At 63.1% G+C, this 16,565-nt stretch carries 15 protein-coding genes; 5 read left to right on the top strand and 10 right to left on the bottom strand.

Annotated features, from left to right (window positions below):
- The 4 genes from gor to OVA00_RS28745 all read right to left on the bottom strand — a co-directional run bounded on the left by gor (window position 1) and on the right by OVA00_RS28745 (window position 3,156).
- Entirely contained in the window at window positions 1-1,389 is a 1,389-nt protein-coding gene (gene gor, locus OVA00_RS28760) for a glutathione-disulfide reductase (protein WP_268090083.1), read from the bottom strand.
- A gap of 191 nt (window positions 1,390-1,580) precedes the next feature.
- Window positions 1,581-2,129 (bottom strand): DUF2059 domain-containing protein, encoded by a 549-nt coding sequence (locus tag OVA00_RS28755; protein WP_034795099.1) that lies wholly within the window; start codon window positions 2,127-2,129, stop codon window positions 1,581-1,583.
- Window positions 2,130-2,248: 119 nt separating this feature from the next.
- A complete protein-coding gene (gene rpiA, locus OVA00_RS28750; protein WP_089044140.1) occupies window positions 2,249-2,944 on the bottom strand; it encodes a ribose-5-phosphate isomerase RpiA in 696 nt (231 codons plus the stop codon).
- A gap of 44 nt (window positions 2,945-2,988) precedes the next feature.
- The gene (locus OVA00_RS28745) at window positions 2,989-3,156 is read right to left on the bottom strand and encodes a hypothetical protein (protein WP_218686670.1); all 168 of its coding nucleotides are present in this window, start codon (window positions 3,154-3,156) and stop codon (window positions 2,989-2,991) included.
- Between the two features lie 12 nt (window positions 3,157-3,168).
- Between OVA00_RS28745 and OVA00_RS28740 the strand changes: the two genes are divergently transcribed.
- Window positions 3,169-3,843: an HAD family hydrolase gene (locus OVA00_RS28740; protein WP_089044236.1), complete on the top strand. Its 675-nt coding sequence runs from the start codon at window positions 3,169-3,171 to the stop codon at window positions 3,841-3,843.
- A 40-nt stretch (window positions 3,844-3,883) separates the two neighbouring features.
- Here OVA00_RS28740 and OVA00_RS28735 read toward each other — a convergent pair whose 3' ends face one another.
- A complete protein-coding gene (locus OVA00_RS28735) occupies window positions 3,884-5,773 on the bottom strand; it encodes a L,D-transpeptidase family protein (RefSeq protein WP_268090081.1) in 1,890 nt (629 codons plus the stop codon).
- A gap of 510 nt (window positions 5,774-6,283) precedes the next feature.
- Between OVA00_RS28735 and fumC the strand changes: the two genes are divergently transcribed.
- Window positions 6,284-7,675, top strand: a complete 1,392-nt coding sequence (fumC, locus tag OVA00_RS28730; protein WP_268090384.1) for a class II fumarate hydratase — start codon at window positions 6,284-6,286, stop codon at window positions 7,673-7,675.
- Between the two features lie 192 nt (window positions 7,676-7,867).
- The gene (locus OVA00_RS28725) at window positions 7,868-8,938 is read left to right on the top strand and encodes a GGDEF domain-containing protein (protein ID WP_034795108.1); all 1,071 of its coding nucleotides are present in this window, start codon (window positions 7,868-7,870) and stop codon (window positions 8,936-8,938) included.
- Window positions 8,939-9,035: 97 nt separating this feature from the next.
- Here the strand turns inward: OVA00_RS28725 and OVA00_RS28720 are convergent, their stop codons facing one another.
- From OVA00_RS28720 to OVA00_RS28710, 3 genes are all read right to left on the bottom strand, one after another.
- The gene (locus tag OVA00_RS28720; RefSeq protein ID WP_060520682.1) at window positions 9,036-9,806 is read right to left on the bottom strand and encodes a M15 family metallopeptidase; all 771 of its coding nucleotides are present in this window, start codon (window positions 9,804-9,806) and stop codon (window positions 9,036-9,038) included.
- A gap of 69 nt (window positions 9,807-9,875) precedes the next feature.
- On the bottom strand, window positions 9,876-10,484 hold the full coding sequence (locus OVA00_RS28715; RefSeq protein WP_112770881.1) for a pyridoxamine 5'-phosphate oxidase family protein: 609 nt from the start codon (window positions 10,482-10,484) through the stop codon (window positions 9,876-9,878).
- A 127-nt stretch (window positions 10,485-10,611) separates the two neighbouring features.
- Window positions 10,612-11,520, bottom strand: coding sequence for an alpha/beta fold hydrolase (locus OVA00_RS28710; protein WP_060520681.1), 909 nt, complete (start codon window positions 11,518-11,520; stop codon window positions 10,612-10,614).
- A gap of 47 nt (window positions 11,521-11,567) precedes the next feature.
- Between OVA00_RS28710 and OVA00_RS28705 the strand changes: the two genes are divergently transcribed.
- Window positions 11,568-12,050: a MarR family winged helix-turn-helix transcriptional regulator gene (locus OVA00_RS28705; protein WP_034795119.1), complete on the top strand. Its 483-nt coding sequence runs from the start codon at window positions 11,568-11,570 to the stop codon at window positions 12,048-12,050.
- A 57-nt stretch (window positions 12,051-12,107) separates the two neighbouring features.
- Here the strand turns inward: OVA00_RS28705 and OVA00_RS28700 are convergent, their stop codons facing one another.
- Window positions 12,108-12,482, bottom strand: coding sequence for a gamma-butyrobetaine hydroxylase-like domain-containing protein (locus tag OVA00_RS28700; protein ID WP_034795121.1), 375 nt, complete (start codon window positions 12,480-12,482; stop codon window positions 12,108-12,110).
- Between the two features lie 215 nt (window positions 12,483-12,697).
- Between OVA00_RS28700 and moaA the strand changes: the two genes are divergently transcribed.
- The gene (moaA, locus tag OVA00_RS28695) at window positions 12,698-13,747 is read left to right on the top strand and encodes a GTP 3',8-cyclase MoaA (protein ID WP_134887762.1); all 1,050 of its coding nucleotides are present in this window, start codon (window positions 12,698-12,700) and stop codon (window positions 13,745-13,747) included.
- Between the two features lie 239 nt (window positions 13,748-13,986).
- Here moaA and OVA00_RS28690 read toward each other — a convergent pair whose 3' ends face one another.
- Window positions 13,987-16,530 (bottom strand): methyl-accepting chemotaxis protein, encoded by a 2,544-nt coding sequence (locus OVA00_RS28690; RefSeq protein ID WP_268090080.1) that lies wholly within the window; start codon window positions 16,528-16,530, stop codon window positions 13,987-13,989.
- Between the last annotated feature and the right edge of the window lie 35 nt (window positions 16,531-16,565).

Raw genomic sequence — 16,565 nt, 5'->3', positions numbered from 1 at the left:
TCAGACCCGCTCGCCCTTGCGGATGCGATAGGACGGCGAATACATCGTTACCAGCTCTTCCGCCGCCGTCGGGTGCACCGCCATCGTCCGGTCGAAATCGTCCTTGGTGCAGCCGGCCTTCAGCGAAATACCGAGCAGCTGCGCCATTTCGCCAGCGTCATGGCCAAGGATGTGAGCGCCGAGCACCTTGCGGTCGGCGGCATTGACGATCAGCTTCATGATCATCTTTTCCTTGCGGCCCGAAAGGGTCGCCTTCATCGGCCTGAACTCGGCGCGGTAGACTTCGAGTTCGTCGAACCGGCGCGCCGCTTCCTCTTCGGTCAGACCGACGGTACCGATTTCCGGCTGCGAGAAGACGGCAGTCGCGATCAAGTCGTGGTCCGGCGACACCGGATTGTTCTTGTACTCGGTCTCGATGAAGCACATCGCCTCATGGATCGCGACCGGCGTCAGCTGAACGCGGTCCGTCACATCGCCAAGCGCATAGATGCCGGGCGCGCTGGTGCGCGAGAAGGCGTCGACGATGATGGCGCCGCGCTCGTCCGTCTTGACGCCGGCGGCCTCCAGGCCGAGACCTCTGGTGTTCGGCACACGCCCGAGCGCCAGCATGACCTGGTCGGCGAAGATGTCGCCGTGCTTCATCGTGTGCGCGACGCGCTTGCCGTCGGCGTCGAGCGTGACGGACTGGATGATGTCCTCGCAAAGGATGCGGATGCCCTTCTCCTCCATCGCGACGTGCAGCCCGCGGCGCAGGTCATGGTCGAACCGCGAGAGAATTTCCTTGCCGCGATAGATCAGCGTCGTCTCGACGCCGAGGCCGTGGAAGACATTGGCGAATTCGACGGCGATGTAGCCGCCGCCGGCGATCAGGATCGACTTCGGCAGTTCCGCAAGGTCGAAGGCTTCGTTGGAGGAAATGCAGTGCTCGTGGCCGGGCAGCGCGTCATGCGGGGTCGGATGACCTCCGACGGCAATGACGATGCGTTCGGCCGTTACCGTCTTGCCGCTGTCGAGCAGGCGAACCGTGTTCGGGCCGACGAGCTCGGCGCGCGTATGCAGGATTTCGGCGCCCGCATTGTTGAGGCCCTTCTGGTAGAGCCCTTCGAGCCGGGTGATTTCCTGCTCCTTGGCGGCGACCAGCTTCTTCCAGTCGAACGTGCTTGCGCCGACCGTCCAGCCGAAGCCCGCTGCATCTTCGAAGTGCTCGGAAAACTGCGACGCGTATACATAAAGCTTCTTCGGAACGCAGCCGCGGATAACGCAGGTGCCGCCATAGCGAAACTCTTCCGCGATCGCGACCTTCTTGCCGAGGCTTGCTGCAAGACGCCCGCAGCGCACGCCGCCCGAACCGCCGCCGATTACGAAAAGGTCATAGTCGAAAGCGGGCATGGGCAGTCTCCTGAAAGCAAGCGGGCCGAAATGGCGATCTGAAAAGCGCGCCGAACGATCTTTGGCCGACACGCAACCGGGCGCAGCCGATGGCCGCGTCGCAGGCACATATAGTGGAGCCTCCGGGCAAAAGAAAAGCCCGGATCGCTCCGGGCTCCTCGAAACGTGATGAAGGCGCTCGGCGCCGCAGCTTATTGTGCCGGCGCCTGAACTGCACCTTCGGCTGCTGCCGGCTGGGTGGAGCCGACCTTCTCGTCGAGCGACTTGGTGGCTTCCTGGGTCAGGTCGCGCGATACGCCCGATGCCCAGATGTCTGCGGCCTTCAGGAGTTCGCGGGATGCGATCGGGCCGTCGTTCAGGAGCTTCTTGCCGGCGGCCGAGTTGTAGAACTCGGTGATCGCGTTCAGCTCTTCGAGCGAAAAGGTCTTGGCGTAGATCGTCGCGGCTTCGTTCTCGAGATCGGCGCGGCGGGCGGCAAGGCTCAGCGCCTTGTCGTCGACGGTCGCAGTGATCAGTTCCTGATGGTTCGGCGATGCCTGGATCAGCGTGTTCTTCAGACGCTCGGCAAGGTTCGGCAGAATGTTGTCGAAGCTGTTGGTTACGCCGAGAGCAGCGATCGTCGCGCGCGCCGCCTTGATCTGGTCTTCGGAGACGTCCTGGGCCTTAACCGCCGGAACGGACGCGGACAGCAGAACCGCGGTGGCAGCGAAAGTGCGGACAAGACCTGCGAGTTTGTTCATTTTTACCCTTGCTCCTGTGTTTGTCGCATGCTGCCCGGGCGATTGCCGCCGCCAGGCCCGCATGTATGGAAACCTGTTGTCTTCACCGCTCCTGCCCCTGACGGGGCAGCGAAGCCGGCTCAGGACGCAGTCAGCGTGCGTGCCCCTTGCGGCCCGGCAATGATTGCCAGCGAAGCGATGCCGATGAAAAGCCCGTGCTCGACGACGCCGGGAATGGCATTCAGCTCCCCGGCGAGCGCATCTGCATCAGGAATACGGCCAAAAGATGCATCGAGAATGAGGTGCCCGCCGTCCGTCAGAAAGGCGCCGTCATGGGACTGGCGGACAGTGATGTCGCCGGAAAGTCCGAGGCGCGAGGCAACCTTTTCGATCGCGATCCGGGTTGCCACCTGACCGAAAGGATTGACCTCGATCGGAAGATTGAAGGCGCCGAGAACGTCGACCACTTTCGTCTCGTCGGCAATCACGATCATGCGCTTGGACGCAGCCGCAACGATCTTTTCGCGCAGCAGCGCGCCGCCGCCGCCCTTAATCAGACGCAGCTGACCATCGACCTCGTCGGCGCCGTCGATCGTCAGGTCCAGTTCGGGCAGCTCGTCGAGCGACTTCAGCGAAACACCGAGTTCGAGGCAGAGCCGCGCCGTGCGCTCCGAGGTGGGAACGCCTTCGATGCGAAAGCCCGCTGCAACCTTCTCGGCCAGGAGCCGCACAAACTCCTCGGCCGTGGAACCCGTGCCGATGCCGAGACGCATGCCGTCTTCGACATATTCCAGCGCCGCGGCCGCGGCTTTGATCTTCATTTCGCGGGCGTCCATGCGCCGGTCGCTCCCTTGTGATTCGCACGGGCAGCAGGCCGCAATCAGCGAACGGCCGCCCGTTTTTCCGCTGTGACACTTACACGCCCGACGGCGCAAACAAAAGTCAAAATGAAATCGGCACTCAGGATTCCGTGTGCTTGCCGGCGCCGCTTGCCATTGCAATCGCCGATGAGTTCGCCTACCCGATCAACAACGGTTTTCAGCGCCAAGAGGTTTTCTCTTTGAATTCTCCCATTGTCGTCTTCGATCTCGACGGAACGCTCGTCGACACGGCGCCAGACCTGGTCGCCAGCCTCAACCATGCGGTGACCCAGGCCGGCGTCGAGCCGGTCACCTACGGCGACCTCACCCATCTCGTCGGCCACGGCGCCCGCGCCATGATCGAGCGCACCTTTGCGATGCGGCAAAAGCCGCTGGCCGAAGACATGCTGGAATGGCAGCTGAAGGAATTCGTCGATTTCTACCACGGCTCGATGCCGGGCGATTCGCTGCCCTATCCGGGGCTGGTCGACGCGCTCGACCGCCTATCCGGCGCCGGCTTCAAGCTCGCGGTCTGCACCAACAAGCCGGAAAAGCTCGCCACGCGTCTGCTCGAACGGCTCGGCCTGATCGAGCGCTTCGCCGCGATATCGGGTGGCGATACCTTCGAAGTGCGCAAACCGGATGCCGCCCACCTGCTGCGCACGGTCTCCAATGCCGGGGGCCTGGCGACCCGCGCCGTGATGGTCGGCGACAGCCTCAACGACTTCCTCGTCGCCCGCAATGCTCAGGTACCCTCGATCGCCGTTCCCTTCGGCTATTCCGATGTTCCGGTCGAAAGCCTCGACCCCACCGTTGTCATCAGCCACTTCGACGAACTGACCCCGGATCTGGTCTCGGGCCTGTTTTCCAAATAGCAGACAGGAAAAAGGCCGCTCGAAGCGGCCTTTTTCTTGCTTATCCTTCCGCCCGGCGTGCGCCGCGCGTCGCCTCGAAGGCCCGGTTCATATACATGTCGCGCTCATAGACGTCGTTGAAGTAATCGACCACGCCGTCCTTGTTCGGCCAAGCCGTGAAGTAGGCGACGTAGACGGGAACCTTCACCGGGACCTGCAGCGCCTTGTTGCGGCCGCCGGCGATCTCCTTGCCGACATCGTCGACGCTCGTGCCGAGCACGGCTGCCGCCATCAGGCGCGGATCGGCAAGCCGCACGCAGCCATGGCTGAGCGCGCGATTGTCACGCTTGAAGAAGCTCTTCGACGGCGTGTCGTGCATGTAGATCGCGTGACTGTTGGGGAACAGGATCTTCAACTCGCCAAGCGCATTGTCGCTGCTCGGCGGCTGACGCACGGCAACCGATGCGGTCGAGCCGTTCCAGTTGACCGATGCGGACGGGACCGGGCGACCGCCGACCTCGACCTGGTAGCCCATCCGGTCGAGATAGTTCGGGTCGCTCCTGAGCTTCGGCAGCATCTCGTTGACGATGATCGACTGCGGCACGCCCCAGTAGGGGTTGACCTCGACCGTCTGGATCTCGTCCTGGAAGAAGTAGGTCTGGTTCGCCTTGGACCCGACGACGACGCGCATGGAGAACTGCTCGGCGCCCTTGTCGGCGTAGGTGGCGGTAAAGGCCGGCTGGTTGATGAAGACGTAGCGGTCGCCGAGACCATCCGGCAGCCAGCGCGCCTGCTCCATGGCAATTTCGAGCTTGTTGATCTTGGAGGCGACCGTGTCGCCGCCCGTCAGGATGCGAAGCGACGCCTGGCCGACGACACCGTCGGCCTTGAGCCCGTGCTCCTGCTGGAAGGCCTCCACCACAGCAACCAGCTCCGGCGTGTATTCCGGCGTGCCCTGGTAGGCGGCAAGAACCGTCGCATGATCGGCCTTCAGCTTCTCCGAGCCCTTGAGGCGGATACCTGCGATGATGTTGGCGAGCTCGGGATTGCTCTGACCCGGCTTCAGCAGCGTGCCGGGCGCGATTTCGACGCGCTGCTCGACGCTCTGCTCGGAGCGCAGCTTCACCAGTTCGGCAGAGAGAGCGGCAAATTGCGCGCTCTTCGGGTTCTGCTCATTGAGAAGCGCGGTCATGTCGCTGCTTGCCGACATCTTGTCGAGAAGCGGCAGCAGATCCACCGTCTTACGCTTGAAGTCGTGATAGCCGGAGATCTTGTTCGGGTCGATGCGACCGCGCACCGTGTCCTGCACGTAGCTGAGCGTCGCTGCCGAAAGCGCGATCTCGAACTGCACAAGCTCTTTCTCGCGGGCGATCATGTCGCCGCGATCGAACGTATCGGAGGGCACGCTGACGGCATAATCCTGCGGATCGAGGCCGACCTTGGCGGCGTCGGCAAGAACGGCAACCGCCGCCTTCGCCTTGGCGTTGACGCCTTCGGCGCCAATCCAGATGTAATCCATGCGGGCACCGTAATGGGCTTCGACCGCCTTTGCCACGTCACCCGAGGCGCGCACATTGATGCCGGGAAGGAATTGCCGCGCGTCAGCCAGCGGCATGCGCAGCACCGGCGGCAGCGCGTCGTTGCGCACGGAGCCGGTGACCAAGGGATCGAGCAGCTTGTCGGTTGCGATCCGACGCAGCGACTCCGCCTTGTAGGTATAGTATTTCGGGCCGGTGATCTTCGGCAGCGGCTTGGCCGCCTGCTGCGGGTCAGCCATCGTGCCCACACCCGGGAGCGGCTGGGTCGGCTGCACCTGCTGCGCCTCGGGCTTCTTTCTGCCTGCCCGAATGAAATCGCCGAACGTGAAGGCCGAAGCCGGCCGCGCGTCCATGGTCGCGATTGCACAGCCGCTCATGAGCGCCACGATCGCTGCCGTCTTAAGAACTCTCATATGAAACTACGTCCCCGTATCGCGTTGTCGCCGAATTCGGCTGAAGCCAGATTCTCGCCACGCCCTCGTGCGCTAAAAGTTATAGAAAAGGATGGTGAATGAAAAGGAAACGCGCCGATAACGATCGTCCTCGAACCTCCGTTTAGAATCTCCCCAACGCCTCATTTGCAGGACGTTCAGCGAGCGATAAAAATTTGATCGCACTGGATTTTATTTCGGTGCGCGCGTTGGCACGGGCGGCGGCCGGCGATCGGCGCTGGAAAAGAAGATGGCGTCTGTGACCGAAACATCACAACGCCGCCAAACGCCCGGCAAGGACCGAATCACGGTGACGCGGCATGCACCCGCCACGCCCAAGGGGTTTCAAACGATTGTAGCATGGCCAGCCATGGACCGCCCCTTTACAAGCTCCAGCCGTCGGGGCAGAGAGAGGCCCGGCACCCTGGAGAGATCGGCCACACGGCCCCTCGCCCAGGCTTGATGAACCGCATGATCAAGGCAGGTATCACGATGACATCGACGCGCACGGAAACAGATACGTTCGGCCCCATCGAAGTGGCAAACGACCGCTATTGGGGCGCCCAGGCCCAGCGTTCGCTCGGCAATTTCAAGATCGGCTGGGAAAAACAGCCGGCCTCGATCGTCCGGGCGCTCGGCATCGTCAAGCAGGCGGCCGCCCGCACCAACCGGGCGCTCGGCCGGCTGGATTCGACCGTCGCCGATGCCATCGTCAAGGCTTCCCAGGAAGTGATCGACGGTAAGCTCAACGACCATTTCCCGCTCGTCGTCTGGCAGACCGGCTCCGGCACGCAGTCGAACATGAACGCCAACGAGGTGATCTCGAACCGCGCCATCGAACTGCTCGGCGGCGTCATGGGCTCGAAGAAGCCGGTGCATCCGAACGACCACGTCAACATGAGCCAGTCGTCGAACGACACCTATCCGACGGCCATGCACATCGCCTGCGCCGAGCGCGTCATCCATGACCTGCTACCGGCGCTGAAGCACCTGCACAAGGCGCTCGAAGCCAAGGTCAAGGCGTTCGACCACATCATCAAGATCGGCCGCACCCACACCCAGGACGCAACGCCGCTGACGCTCGGCCAGGAGTTCTCCGGCTACGCGGCGCAGGTCGCCTCCTCGATCAAGCGCATCGAAATGACGCTGCCGGGCCTTTGCGAACTCGCCCAGGGCGGCACGGCCGTCGGTACCGGCCTCAACGCGCCTGTCGGCTTTGCCGAAAAGGTCGCCGAAGAGATCGCCAAGATCACAGGTATCGCCTTCACCTCGGCGCCGAACAAGTTCGAAGCGCTCGCCGCCCATGATTCCATGGTCTTCAGCCATGGCGCGATCAATGCGACAGCCGCCGCCCTCTTCAAGATCGCCAATGACATCCGCTTCCTCGGCTCCGGCCCGCGCTCGGGTCTTGGCGAACTGTCGCTGCCCGAAAACGAGCCTGGCTCGTCGATCATGCCCGGCAAGGTCAACCCGACCCAGTGCGAAGCCCTGACCCAGGTCTGCGTCCAGGTGTTCGGCAACCACGCCGCACTCACCTTCGCCGGCAGCCAGGGCCATTTCGAGCTCAACGTCTTCAACCCGCTGATGGCATACAACTTCCTGCAGTCGGTGCAGCTGCTGGCCGATGCGGCCGTATCCTTCACCGACAATTGCGTCGTCGGCATCGAGGCACGCGAAGACAACATCAAGGCGGCACTCGACCGCTCGCTGATGCTGGTGACGGCGCTTGCTCCGAAGATCGGCTACGACAACGCCGCCAAGATCGCCAAGACCGCCCACAAGAACGGCACGACGCTGCGTGAAGAAGCAGTCGGCGGCGGCTATGTGACGAACGAAGAGTTCGACGCGGTCGTTCGTCCGGAAACAATGATCAGCCCGGCCTGATCCATTTTGATACACCACGGCGCCTCCAAGGCGCCGTGGCTTTGATGTCGCGAACGCACTGTCCATCGGCAAAATCTGCCGTGATCGGTCATGATGCGGCGGTGCGACGGCGGCAAATATTAAGACTTCGCAAATCATTTGCCCCTAAAAATAATGACCGGTAAGCAGCGTTTCATATTAGGGGGTTTGCAGATGCAAACGGCAAGCTCGGGCAAGGCTCAGACGCCCGATATCGCAGCGCAGGTAACCCATGCGATGCGCATGATGGGCGTGGCGCCCATCCCCCGCAACTACGAGCTCTATTACGAAGCCTATCTCGGCTCCAACCCGCAATTGTCGAAGGAGCTGGCAGCGCTCGGCAGCCGCGCGACCCAGGAAGAACTGGATGCAATCGGCGCGCAGTACTTCAGCCACATCCATCGCTCCACCGGCATCGAACGCGCCCACACCACGCTTGCGGCCAAGCTTGCCGAACTCGTCACCCTGTTGCGCGACGAGCAATATGCGCTCGAGAACTACAACAAGGTTCTCGACGAAGCCTATGTCAACATCGTCAGCAAGAGCGCGTCGAGCGCCGATATCCTGCGCCACGCAATCGGCATCCTGACCGACGCCACGGCCGAGACGATGAGCCAGGGCAAGGAACGCGTCGAGACTGTCGTGCAGAAGTCCTTCGAGATGGAGGTAATCCGGCAGGAACTCGACGAGTACAAGCGTATCGCCAACACCGACTCGCTGACGCGGCTCGCCAACCGCCGTGCCTTCGACGACAATCTGGCGGCCGTCTACAACAACGAGCACCTGCGAAACTTCACCGGCCTGCTCGTTGCCGACATCGACCATTTCAAGAAGGTCAACGACACCTTCGGCCATCCGGTCGGCGACAAGATCCTTGCGACCGTCGGCGGCGTACTGCGTGCCAACCTGCGCCGCGAAGCCTTCGTCGCGCGCACCGGCGGCGAGGAGTTCGCCATCATCCTCGGCGACAGCAGCCAGGAAGAATGCCTCCAGATCGCCGACCGCATCCGCACCGTGCTGGCCGCAACGCCCTTCCGCAACTCCAAGACCGGCGTCAATTACGGCCCGATCACGCTGTCCGTCGGCGTCTGCATGGCGACGGCCGCCGAAGACCCGGTCGACCTCTACAACAAGGCCGACATCGCGCTCTACTCGGCCAAGAACGCCGGCCGCAACAAGACGGTTCTCTTCGAAGACGGCATGCGCAAGGAATCCGGCCGCAACTGGCTGATCTACCGCCGCTGAGACCGCAGTGCCTACCTGAAATGAAACCGACAACGGGCGCCTTCACGGGCGCCTTTTGCGTTTCATGGGCAACGAGCCCGCTTTCCGCTCAAATGCGTTACCGGCGGCAGGAATCGGCGCCTGCGGCGCGAGCGATTGCGATGATCTCCGGCCGGTACTCGAAGTGCATCGTGTCGAAGTGATACCAGCGGCCGCCCCAGATGAAGCCGTGTTTCTCGAAGGCTTGGACGATGTCCAGCGGATAGCGGTTGCGATAGCCGCCCCTGGCTTTTCCCGCCCAACGCCAATAGTCGGCAAAGCGCGTGTTGATATCGATGGCCGCACCGAAGCTGTGGACCGACAGCGTCGCAGCGCCGGCAATTGGCCGCCAGTTGAAGGTACCGGCACTCGGGCTGAGATAGCGCTTGAGTTCGGCTTGCCGCGAAAGGTCGGCAGCAACAGCCTTCAGCGCCGCCGCCATCCCGTGCTTCCTCGTCACTTGCAGCCGTTCGCCGAACCAGTCCACGCTCACGAGATCCCGCCGGACGGCTGCAGCGCTGCCGCCATAGAGCCGTTTCAGCAGCGCTTCGCTGCGGATGCGCCCCGGGTCGAAATCGACCGCCGGTGGCGTCGCACAGGCGCCGAGCGGATAGATCTGCGACAGGCTGTCCTCGACGTCTCCTGCCGCGAGTTTCTCGGCATGGCTTTTCGCTCGGCCGTCGTCGATGATGATCGGCGGTCCGCCATCCCTGAGGACCAGGGCATTATTCTCGATGCGCTCGATGGCAACAGGGTAGCGGGCTGCCAGCAGCCTGAGCTTCTCCGACAGCAACGGCTCGGTGGCAGACGCCTTGCCGATTAGGAGAGCGAGCAGGAGTGCACCTGTCATAGCTTGCCGCAGCACCCTCGCCTCCAGCCTCTGTGCTTGGCCAATCGTGCCGATCAGCCGGGACGCAGCCTACCACATGGTCTTGGCGGCGCGCTCCGCCCATTCGCGGTCATAGGTGTCACGGTCGAAATCCGCCTTGGCGGCCTTCAGAAGCGTGCCAGGCGTCGGCAGCGATTCCGGATCGAGGAAGCGGTCTGGGTTCCAGAGCTGGGCGCGCATGACGGCGCGGGCGCATTGGAAATAGACCTCACCGATCGTCACGACGATAACGCTGCGCGGATGTTTGCCGTCGACCTCGAAGCTTTCCGTCAAGCCAGGATCGACACTGAGGACCGCCGTGCCGTTGATTCGCATCGTCGTGTTCGAGCCGGGGATCAGGAACATCAGCGCCACGCGCGGATCGCGCACGATATTGGCGAGCGAATCGACGCGGTTGTTGCCGCGCCAGTCCGGAATCAGCACCGTCCTGTCGTCGGCGATCCGCACGACGCAATCATCGTCCCCGCGCGGCGAGCAATCCAGGCCCTCCGGACCGACGGTCGCGAGCGCGCAGAAAGGCGATGCCTCGATCATCAGCCGGTATTCAGCCGTCAGCGTCTTGGTGACCTTGGCCACCGATGCTTCGCTGACGCCGCCGTAGAGCGCGTTGAGTTCCTCGACCGAGGCGATGATCGACATACCGTCCTCCAATGCTGCCAGAGTTCCCCGGGGAACGATCAGGGCGCTGATCTGCGCGCCGAATCCCGGGCCAGTGACCCTTCGGCCGATAGCATGACAGACTGATGACGACGTCAACGAAAAATAGTCAGGCGGCGGCTTTTTGATCTTCCGCGTGTATGAAGGCGTTGATCCGCGCAATCACCGGTGCGGCCGAAACAATGCGCCTGTGGCCAAAACCGTTTGCCCAGTGCATCTCGACATTCGGCCCGGCCGCCGCATAACGGCGCGCATGGTCGGCGGAGACTTCCTTGTCGTCTTCCGCATGGATGATGAGCGTCGGCACGGCACGCGCCTGGATCACCCGCGCGGCATCGAAATCATCAAGGCGCCGTCCGGACAGACGCTCGACCACGCCTTCGAAAGCCGCCTGCGCCTTTGGCGACAGGCGAAGGATTTTTCCGAACCCTTTGAAAAGCCAGGTCATCTCGCTCGGCGCGCCGATCAGCACCAGCTTTCTCGGCATATGGCTGTGCACGTCGCAGACGATGCCGCCGGCCGCACAGGCCAGGCTGCCGCCGCCGAAGGAATGGCCGACACAGACGTCGAAATTGCCGAAATGCCGCCAGGCCGCGTCGATCGCTCGAACCGCCGCCGGCATCGTCAGCGTGCGCCCCGGCGAAGCGCCGTGCCCTGGCCAATCGAGCGTCACCACCTCGGCGCCGCCCTTGACCAGGCCGTCGATCATCGCCGCCAGATAGTCGCTGCGCGATCCCCAGCCGTGCACGAGGAGAATGCGCTTGGTGTTGGCAGCCTCGCGCGGTGCGGCGAACTTGCGCGCCAGCACCCAGCCGCCGGCATAGGAGAGCGTCACCGGCTGCCCCCTGGCGATCACCGGAGCTGCAGCCGCAAGCGCCGCCCTTTCCTTGGCATTCTTCGGCCTTCTGCCGGGCGTGAGGGTGAACAGCCTGAAAGCGAGCCGCCCGGCCGCCTCGGGTGAAAACGCGTCGACGCCTTTCAGCGCGTTGCGGATGACCTTGATCGCAAAGGATGCCATAGTGAGAATCTCTAAAAATGTTCAATGCTGAACATAATTGTACAACGATGAACAAAAATCAAGTGACCACAGAACATCATTTTCCCTGGGACCACCCTCGCTTCCGCAGCTGGATCGCGGTTGCCCGTGCCTGCCAATTGATGCAGCAGACGGTAACCCGCGAGATCGCCCATCTCGATATCAAGCCCCCGCATCTCGACATCCTGATCAATCTCTACCGGTTCGACGGCATCTCGCAGCAGGAACTGGCGCGCAAGCTCCTGGTCGGCCGCTCCAACATGAGCATGCTGCTGCCGCATCTGGAGAAACGCGGCCTGATCCTGCGTCGCGGTGACGAGAAGGACAAACGGGTGCTCAGGCTATCGCTGACGCCCGAGGGCCGCACGCTGACGGAGGCCGCGATGGAGATCCACACGGCGCTGATCGAAAGATTGCTCGACGATGAGTCGATTGATGACTGCCTGGTGGTCACCCGCTCCATGGAGCGGCTGATCGGCCTGCTCTTGCGGGAGGAAGGCGAATTGGCCTGAGGTGGGCTCCACGCGGCCGTAGCGCCCCTGAAACCACACGCGGGCGCACGGTCGTCGTCAGCGAGGCTTCTCGGCCTTGTCCCGTGACATGCCCTTCTCCACGAGCTCCTGCTCGTAGCCGGCAAACAGTTCCGCACCCTTTTCGCCGAGTTCGCGCAGGTAGTTCCAGGTGAAGATGCCGGTGTCGTGGAAGTCGTCAAAGCCGATGCGCACCGCATAGTTGCCGGTCGGCTGCACCGAAATGATCTGCACGTTGCGCTTGCCGGGCACGGTCACCCGCTGACCGGGACCATGGCCCTGCACTTCGGCCGACGGCGAAAGCACCCGCAGCATCTCGGCCGAGAGATCGAAGGAGGCTCCGTCGTTGAACGTCACCACAAGCCGGTGGCGATCCTTCGACACTCGCAATTCCGTCGGCCAGACTTCGCTCATTTCGCTGCTTCCTTTCGCGTACGACAAACCGGATGCCGGCCATTCGCCGTAATCTGCGTCCCCCGATGCGGCATTGCTCTGAAGGACAACAATGCACTAGCGCAGAAATCGGCGCGCGAGAATTACCCGTCTCTTCCGATCAACACTTTGCGACAGTATGCGCCTTGACGCGACGATCTTCGACGACGACATTGAAGGGGCTGGGAGAAAGACGCTTGAACACAGCAACGATAGACAGATCTGGCGCTCTGCCGCTGGAGCAGAAGACAGCCCCGATGATCGACCCCTTCGGCCGGGCGATCACCTATCTGCGCGTGTCCGTTACCGACCGCTGCGATTTCCGCTGCACCTATTGCATGGCCGAGCACATGACCTTCCTGCCGAAGAAGGATCTGCTGACGCTCGAAGAATTGCAGCGTCTCTGTTCCGCCTTCATCGAGAAGGGTGTCCGCAAGCTCAGGCTCACCGGCGGCGAGCCGCTGGTGCGCAAGAACATCATGTTTCTGGTGCGCGAACTCGGTCGCGAGATCGAGGCCGGCCGGCTCGACGAGCTGACGCTGACGACCAACGGCTCGCAGCTTGCGAAATATGCCGCCGAGCTTGCAGACTGCGGCGTCAAGCGCATCAACGTCTCGCTCGACACGCTCGACCCGGCAAAATTTCATCAGATCACCCGCTGGGGCGATCTCTCCAAGGTCCTGGAAGGCATCGACGCAGCCCAGGCCGCCGGCCTGAAGATCAAGATCAATGCCGTGGCGTTGAAAGGCTTCAACGACGCAGAGATTCCCGATCTCATGCGCTGGGCCCATGGCCGCGGCATGGACCTGACCTTGATCGAGACCATGCCGATGGGCGAGATCGAAGAAGACCGGACCGACCACTACATGCCGCTGTCGGAAATGCGCCGGCAACTGGAAGAGCAGTTCACCTTCTCGGAGATTTCCTATCGCACCGGCGGCCCTGCCCGTTACCTCGAGGTGGCGGAAACCGGCGGAAGGCTTGGCCTGATCACGCCGATGACGCATAATTTCTGCGAGAGCTGCAACCGCGTCCGTCTCACCTGCACCGGCACGCTCTATATGTGCCTCGGCCAGAACGACGCGGCCGACCTGCGTACAGCGCTGCGCGCTTCCGAAGACGATGCCTATCTCAGCCAGGTGATCGACGAGGCGATCGGCCGCAAGCCGAAGGGCCACGACTTCATCATCGACCGCGAGCACAACCGCCCGGCGGTTGCCCGCCACATGAGCGTCACCGGCGGCTGATCCTTCATCAGGATACCAATTTGGAAGAACAACCGGCAGGCGGCCCCTCAACCGCCTGCCGGCACCTTCTCCGCGCAGGTGGGGAGAAGGGAATGTGGGGCACACCTTCGTGTCCCCACGTATTCCGCGTGTAAGTGGATAGCGCCTGTATGGGCGCGCTTGACCGTCCGGCACGTTCCCTCGCCCCGCCTGCGGGGAGAGGGTTGGTCAGCGGGTGCCCAAGCCGCCCGCCCGGACACTCAAGCCGCGTAGCTTCGATGCCCCTGTCCGCGGGCGCCGATACCGTCCGTCCCGGTACGGAAGCGTTCGATCTTGTCGTTGAGCGCTTCCACCTGCCGGCGCAGGCCATGGATCTCGGCGGTGTTTTCCTCGACCATCGCGGCGTTCTGCTGGGTGATCATCTCGACCTGATGCACCGCCGAGTTCACCTCGTTGAGACCGGTGTACTGGTCGGCGGCCGAAGCCTCGATGTTGCTGACGAGATCGTGGATCGTGCCGATGTGGTTGTTGATCACTGTCAGCGCGTCGCCGGTTTCCTGGACGAGAGCGACGCCGCTTCTCACCTGTGCCGAGCTTTCGGAAATCAGCCCCTTGATCTCGCGGGCAGCCCCGGCACAGCGCTGGGCGAGTTCGCGCACCTCCTGCGCCACCACCGCAAAGCCGCGGCCCGCCTCGCCTGCCCGCGCCGCCTCGACGCCGGCGTTGAGCGCAAGCAGGTTGGTCTGGAAGGCGATTTCATCGATGACGCCGATGATCGTGCTGATCTTCTCCGAGGAGCGGTTGATCTCGGCCATGGCATCGATCGCCTTGGCGACCACTTCGCCGGAATGCTTGGCGTAGGAGTTGGTCTCGCCGACCGAAACCGTTGTCTTGCGGGCGCTTTCGGCCGTCGCGCGGACGATATCGGTCAATTGACGCAAGGCCCGCGAGCTTTCCTCGAGGGCTGCCGCCTGCTGCTCGGTCCGGCGCGCCAGATCGTCAGCCGACGCGGCGAGATTGCCGGTGCCGCCGGTGATCTCGCCGGTGACAACGCGCACGTCGGCGAGCGTCGCCCGCAGCGCCTCGACCGCATTGTTGTAGGTGCGGGCCATGATCACGTAATCGGCGGGCAGATCCTCGGACATGCCCTCTTCGAGATCGCCATCGGCAAGTGCTGCGAGCACGTCGGAGAGCGCGTTCAGCGCCTGCATCTGCTCGGCCTCGATGCGGGCGCGCTCAGCAGCCCGGCGCGTTTCCTCTTCTGCAGAAAGCGCGCGCGCGGCCTCGGCCTCACGACCAAGCCGGACATTCTCGACCGCATTGTCGCGGAAGACGGCAACCGAGCGCACCATGTCGCCGATCTCGTCGCCGCGGTTGCGGCCTTCGATGGCAACGTCGAGGTCACCATTGGCAAGCCGCGTCATCGTTTCGGTCACGCGCTTCAGCGGACCGCGCAGCGTCTCGACCAGCATCAGGCCACCGATGATGGCGAGCAGCGTGCCGGCGATCATCGCCACGATCGAAACGTCGGCCGAACGCTGGCTGTCGACCTTGCCGGCCTCCTGGGCGCTGCTGACGAAGCTTTCGAGCGTCGTGCTGGCGGCTGCGACCATCGTCGCCGCTTCGGTCTTTGCCGTTTGCCAGCGGCCGCCGACGTCGATCAATGCAGCAGTGTCCTTGTCGATGTTGTCGAGCGACGGGCCGAGCTTACCCGGAAGGTCGCGAAGGGCAGCGTTCTTGCCGCCGAGTTCGCCGAGCTTGGCTGAGGTTTCGCGAACCGCCAGGATGTCGGCCATGACAGGCTCGCGGCCGGCGGCATCGAGCTTGCGATGCAGTTCGCTGATGTGCAGCCGCGTGCTGTCGAGGCCCTTGAAGGTGTCGCCCATCAGCGCGATCAGGGTCTTCAGCTGCGAGATCTCGGCATCCATGCCGACGAAGCGTTTGGCGGCCGTGTCGGAATTCTTCGCGGCCTCCTTGGCAAAGTCCGCTTCGTATTTCGAGAACTTGCTGAGGATCGGCACCAGCGCGTTCTTCTTCGCCTCGTTGTCATCGCCGCCGGCAAGGGTCGCCTGCACCTTCGTTGCCTGATCCTTCAGTTCGGCAATCGGCGCCTGCACCTTTTCCGAGGCGATCTTTTCCGCTTCTTCGATCTGCTTCATGAGATGCGGCAGAAGCTTGTTCGCCTGGTCGATCTTGGCGTCGGGGTTGACGGCCATGGTTACCGGCAGGCGGAATTTCTTGATGCGCTCGGCAAGGCCCTGATAGGCGGCGGCATCGAACAGCAACGCCTTGGCAAAGGCTTCCTTCTCACCCGATTCCTTGCGGATGATGTCGATCTGCTTGTAGGCGCCATTGCCCTGTTCGGTCATGTCGGCAAGCGCCTTGTCGAGTGACGCTGTTACCTGGTCGCGCTCGAGCTTGGTCGCCCAGAGCTTGTCCGTCTGGCTGCGCATGGCTTGACCAAGCGTAAGCACCGAAGCGATTTCCGCCTTGTCCTCGGCACGGGTCAACAGGCCGTCGAGCGTCTTCACGCCGCTTTCCTGTTCGTCGATCTGGGCCGACAGTGCCGTGCGCGTCTCCTCGCTCGGCGCATCGGCAAAAGCCTGCAGCGCGCCGCGCAGCGCCTGGAAATCCGAGAGATTGTTGATGGTTTCCCGCGTCACGGTCATATGGCCGTTGAGCGTGCGGGCAGTGAAGAAGCCGATGAGACCAATGCCGGCGATAAGCGCCACGAGCGGAACCACGAAAAGCAGCACCTTGGTGACGATACGCAACCGTTGCAGCAAGCGATCGATGAAAGACATTGCGCACCCCTGATTATTCTTATGGGAAGCAGGCC

The organism is Ensifer sp. SL37 (assembly GCF_026672675.1).
In the GTDB taxonomy this organism is placed as follows: domain Bacteria; phylum Pseudomonadota; class Alphaproteobacteria; order Rhizobiales; family Rhizobiaceae; genus Ensifer; species Ensifer adhaerens.
Note: the sequence above shows the minus strand (reverse complement) of the source record. Positions and strands in the feature narration are given on the sequence as shown.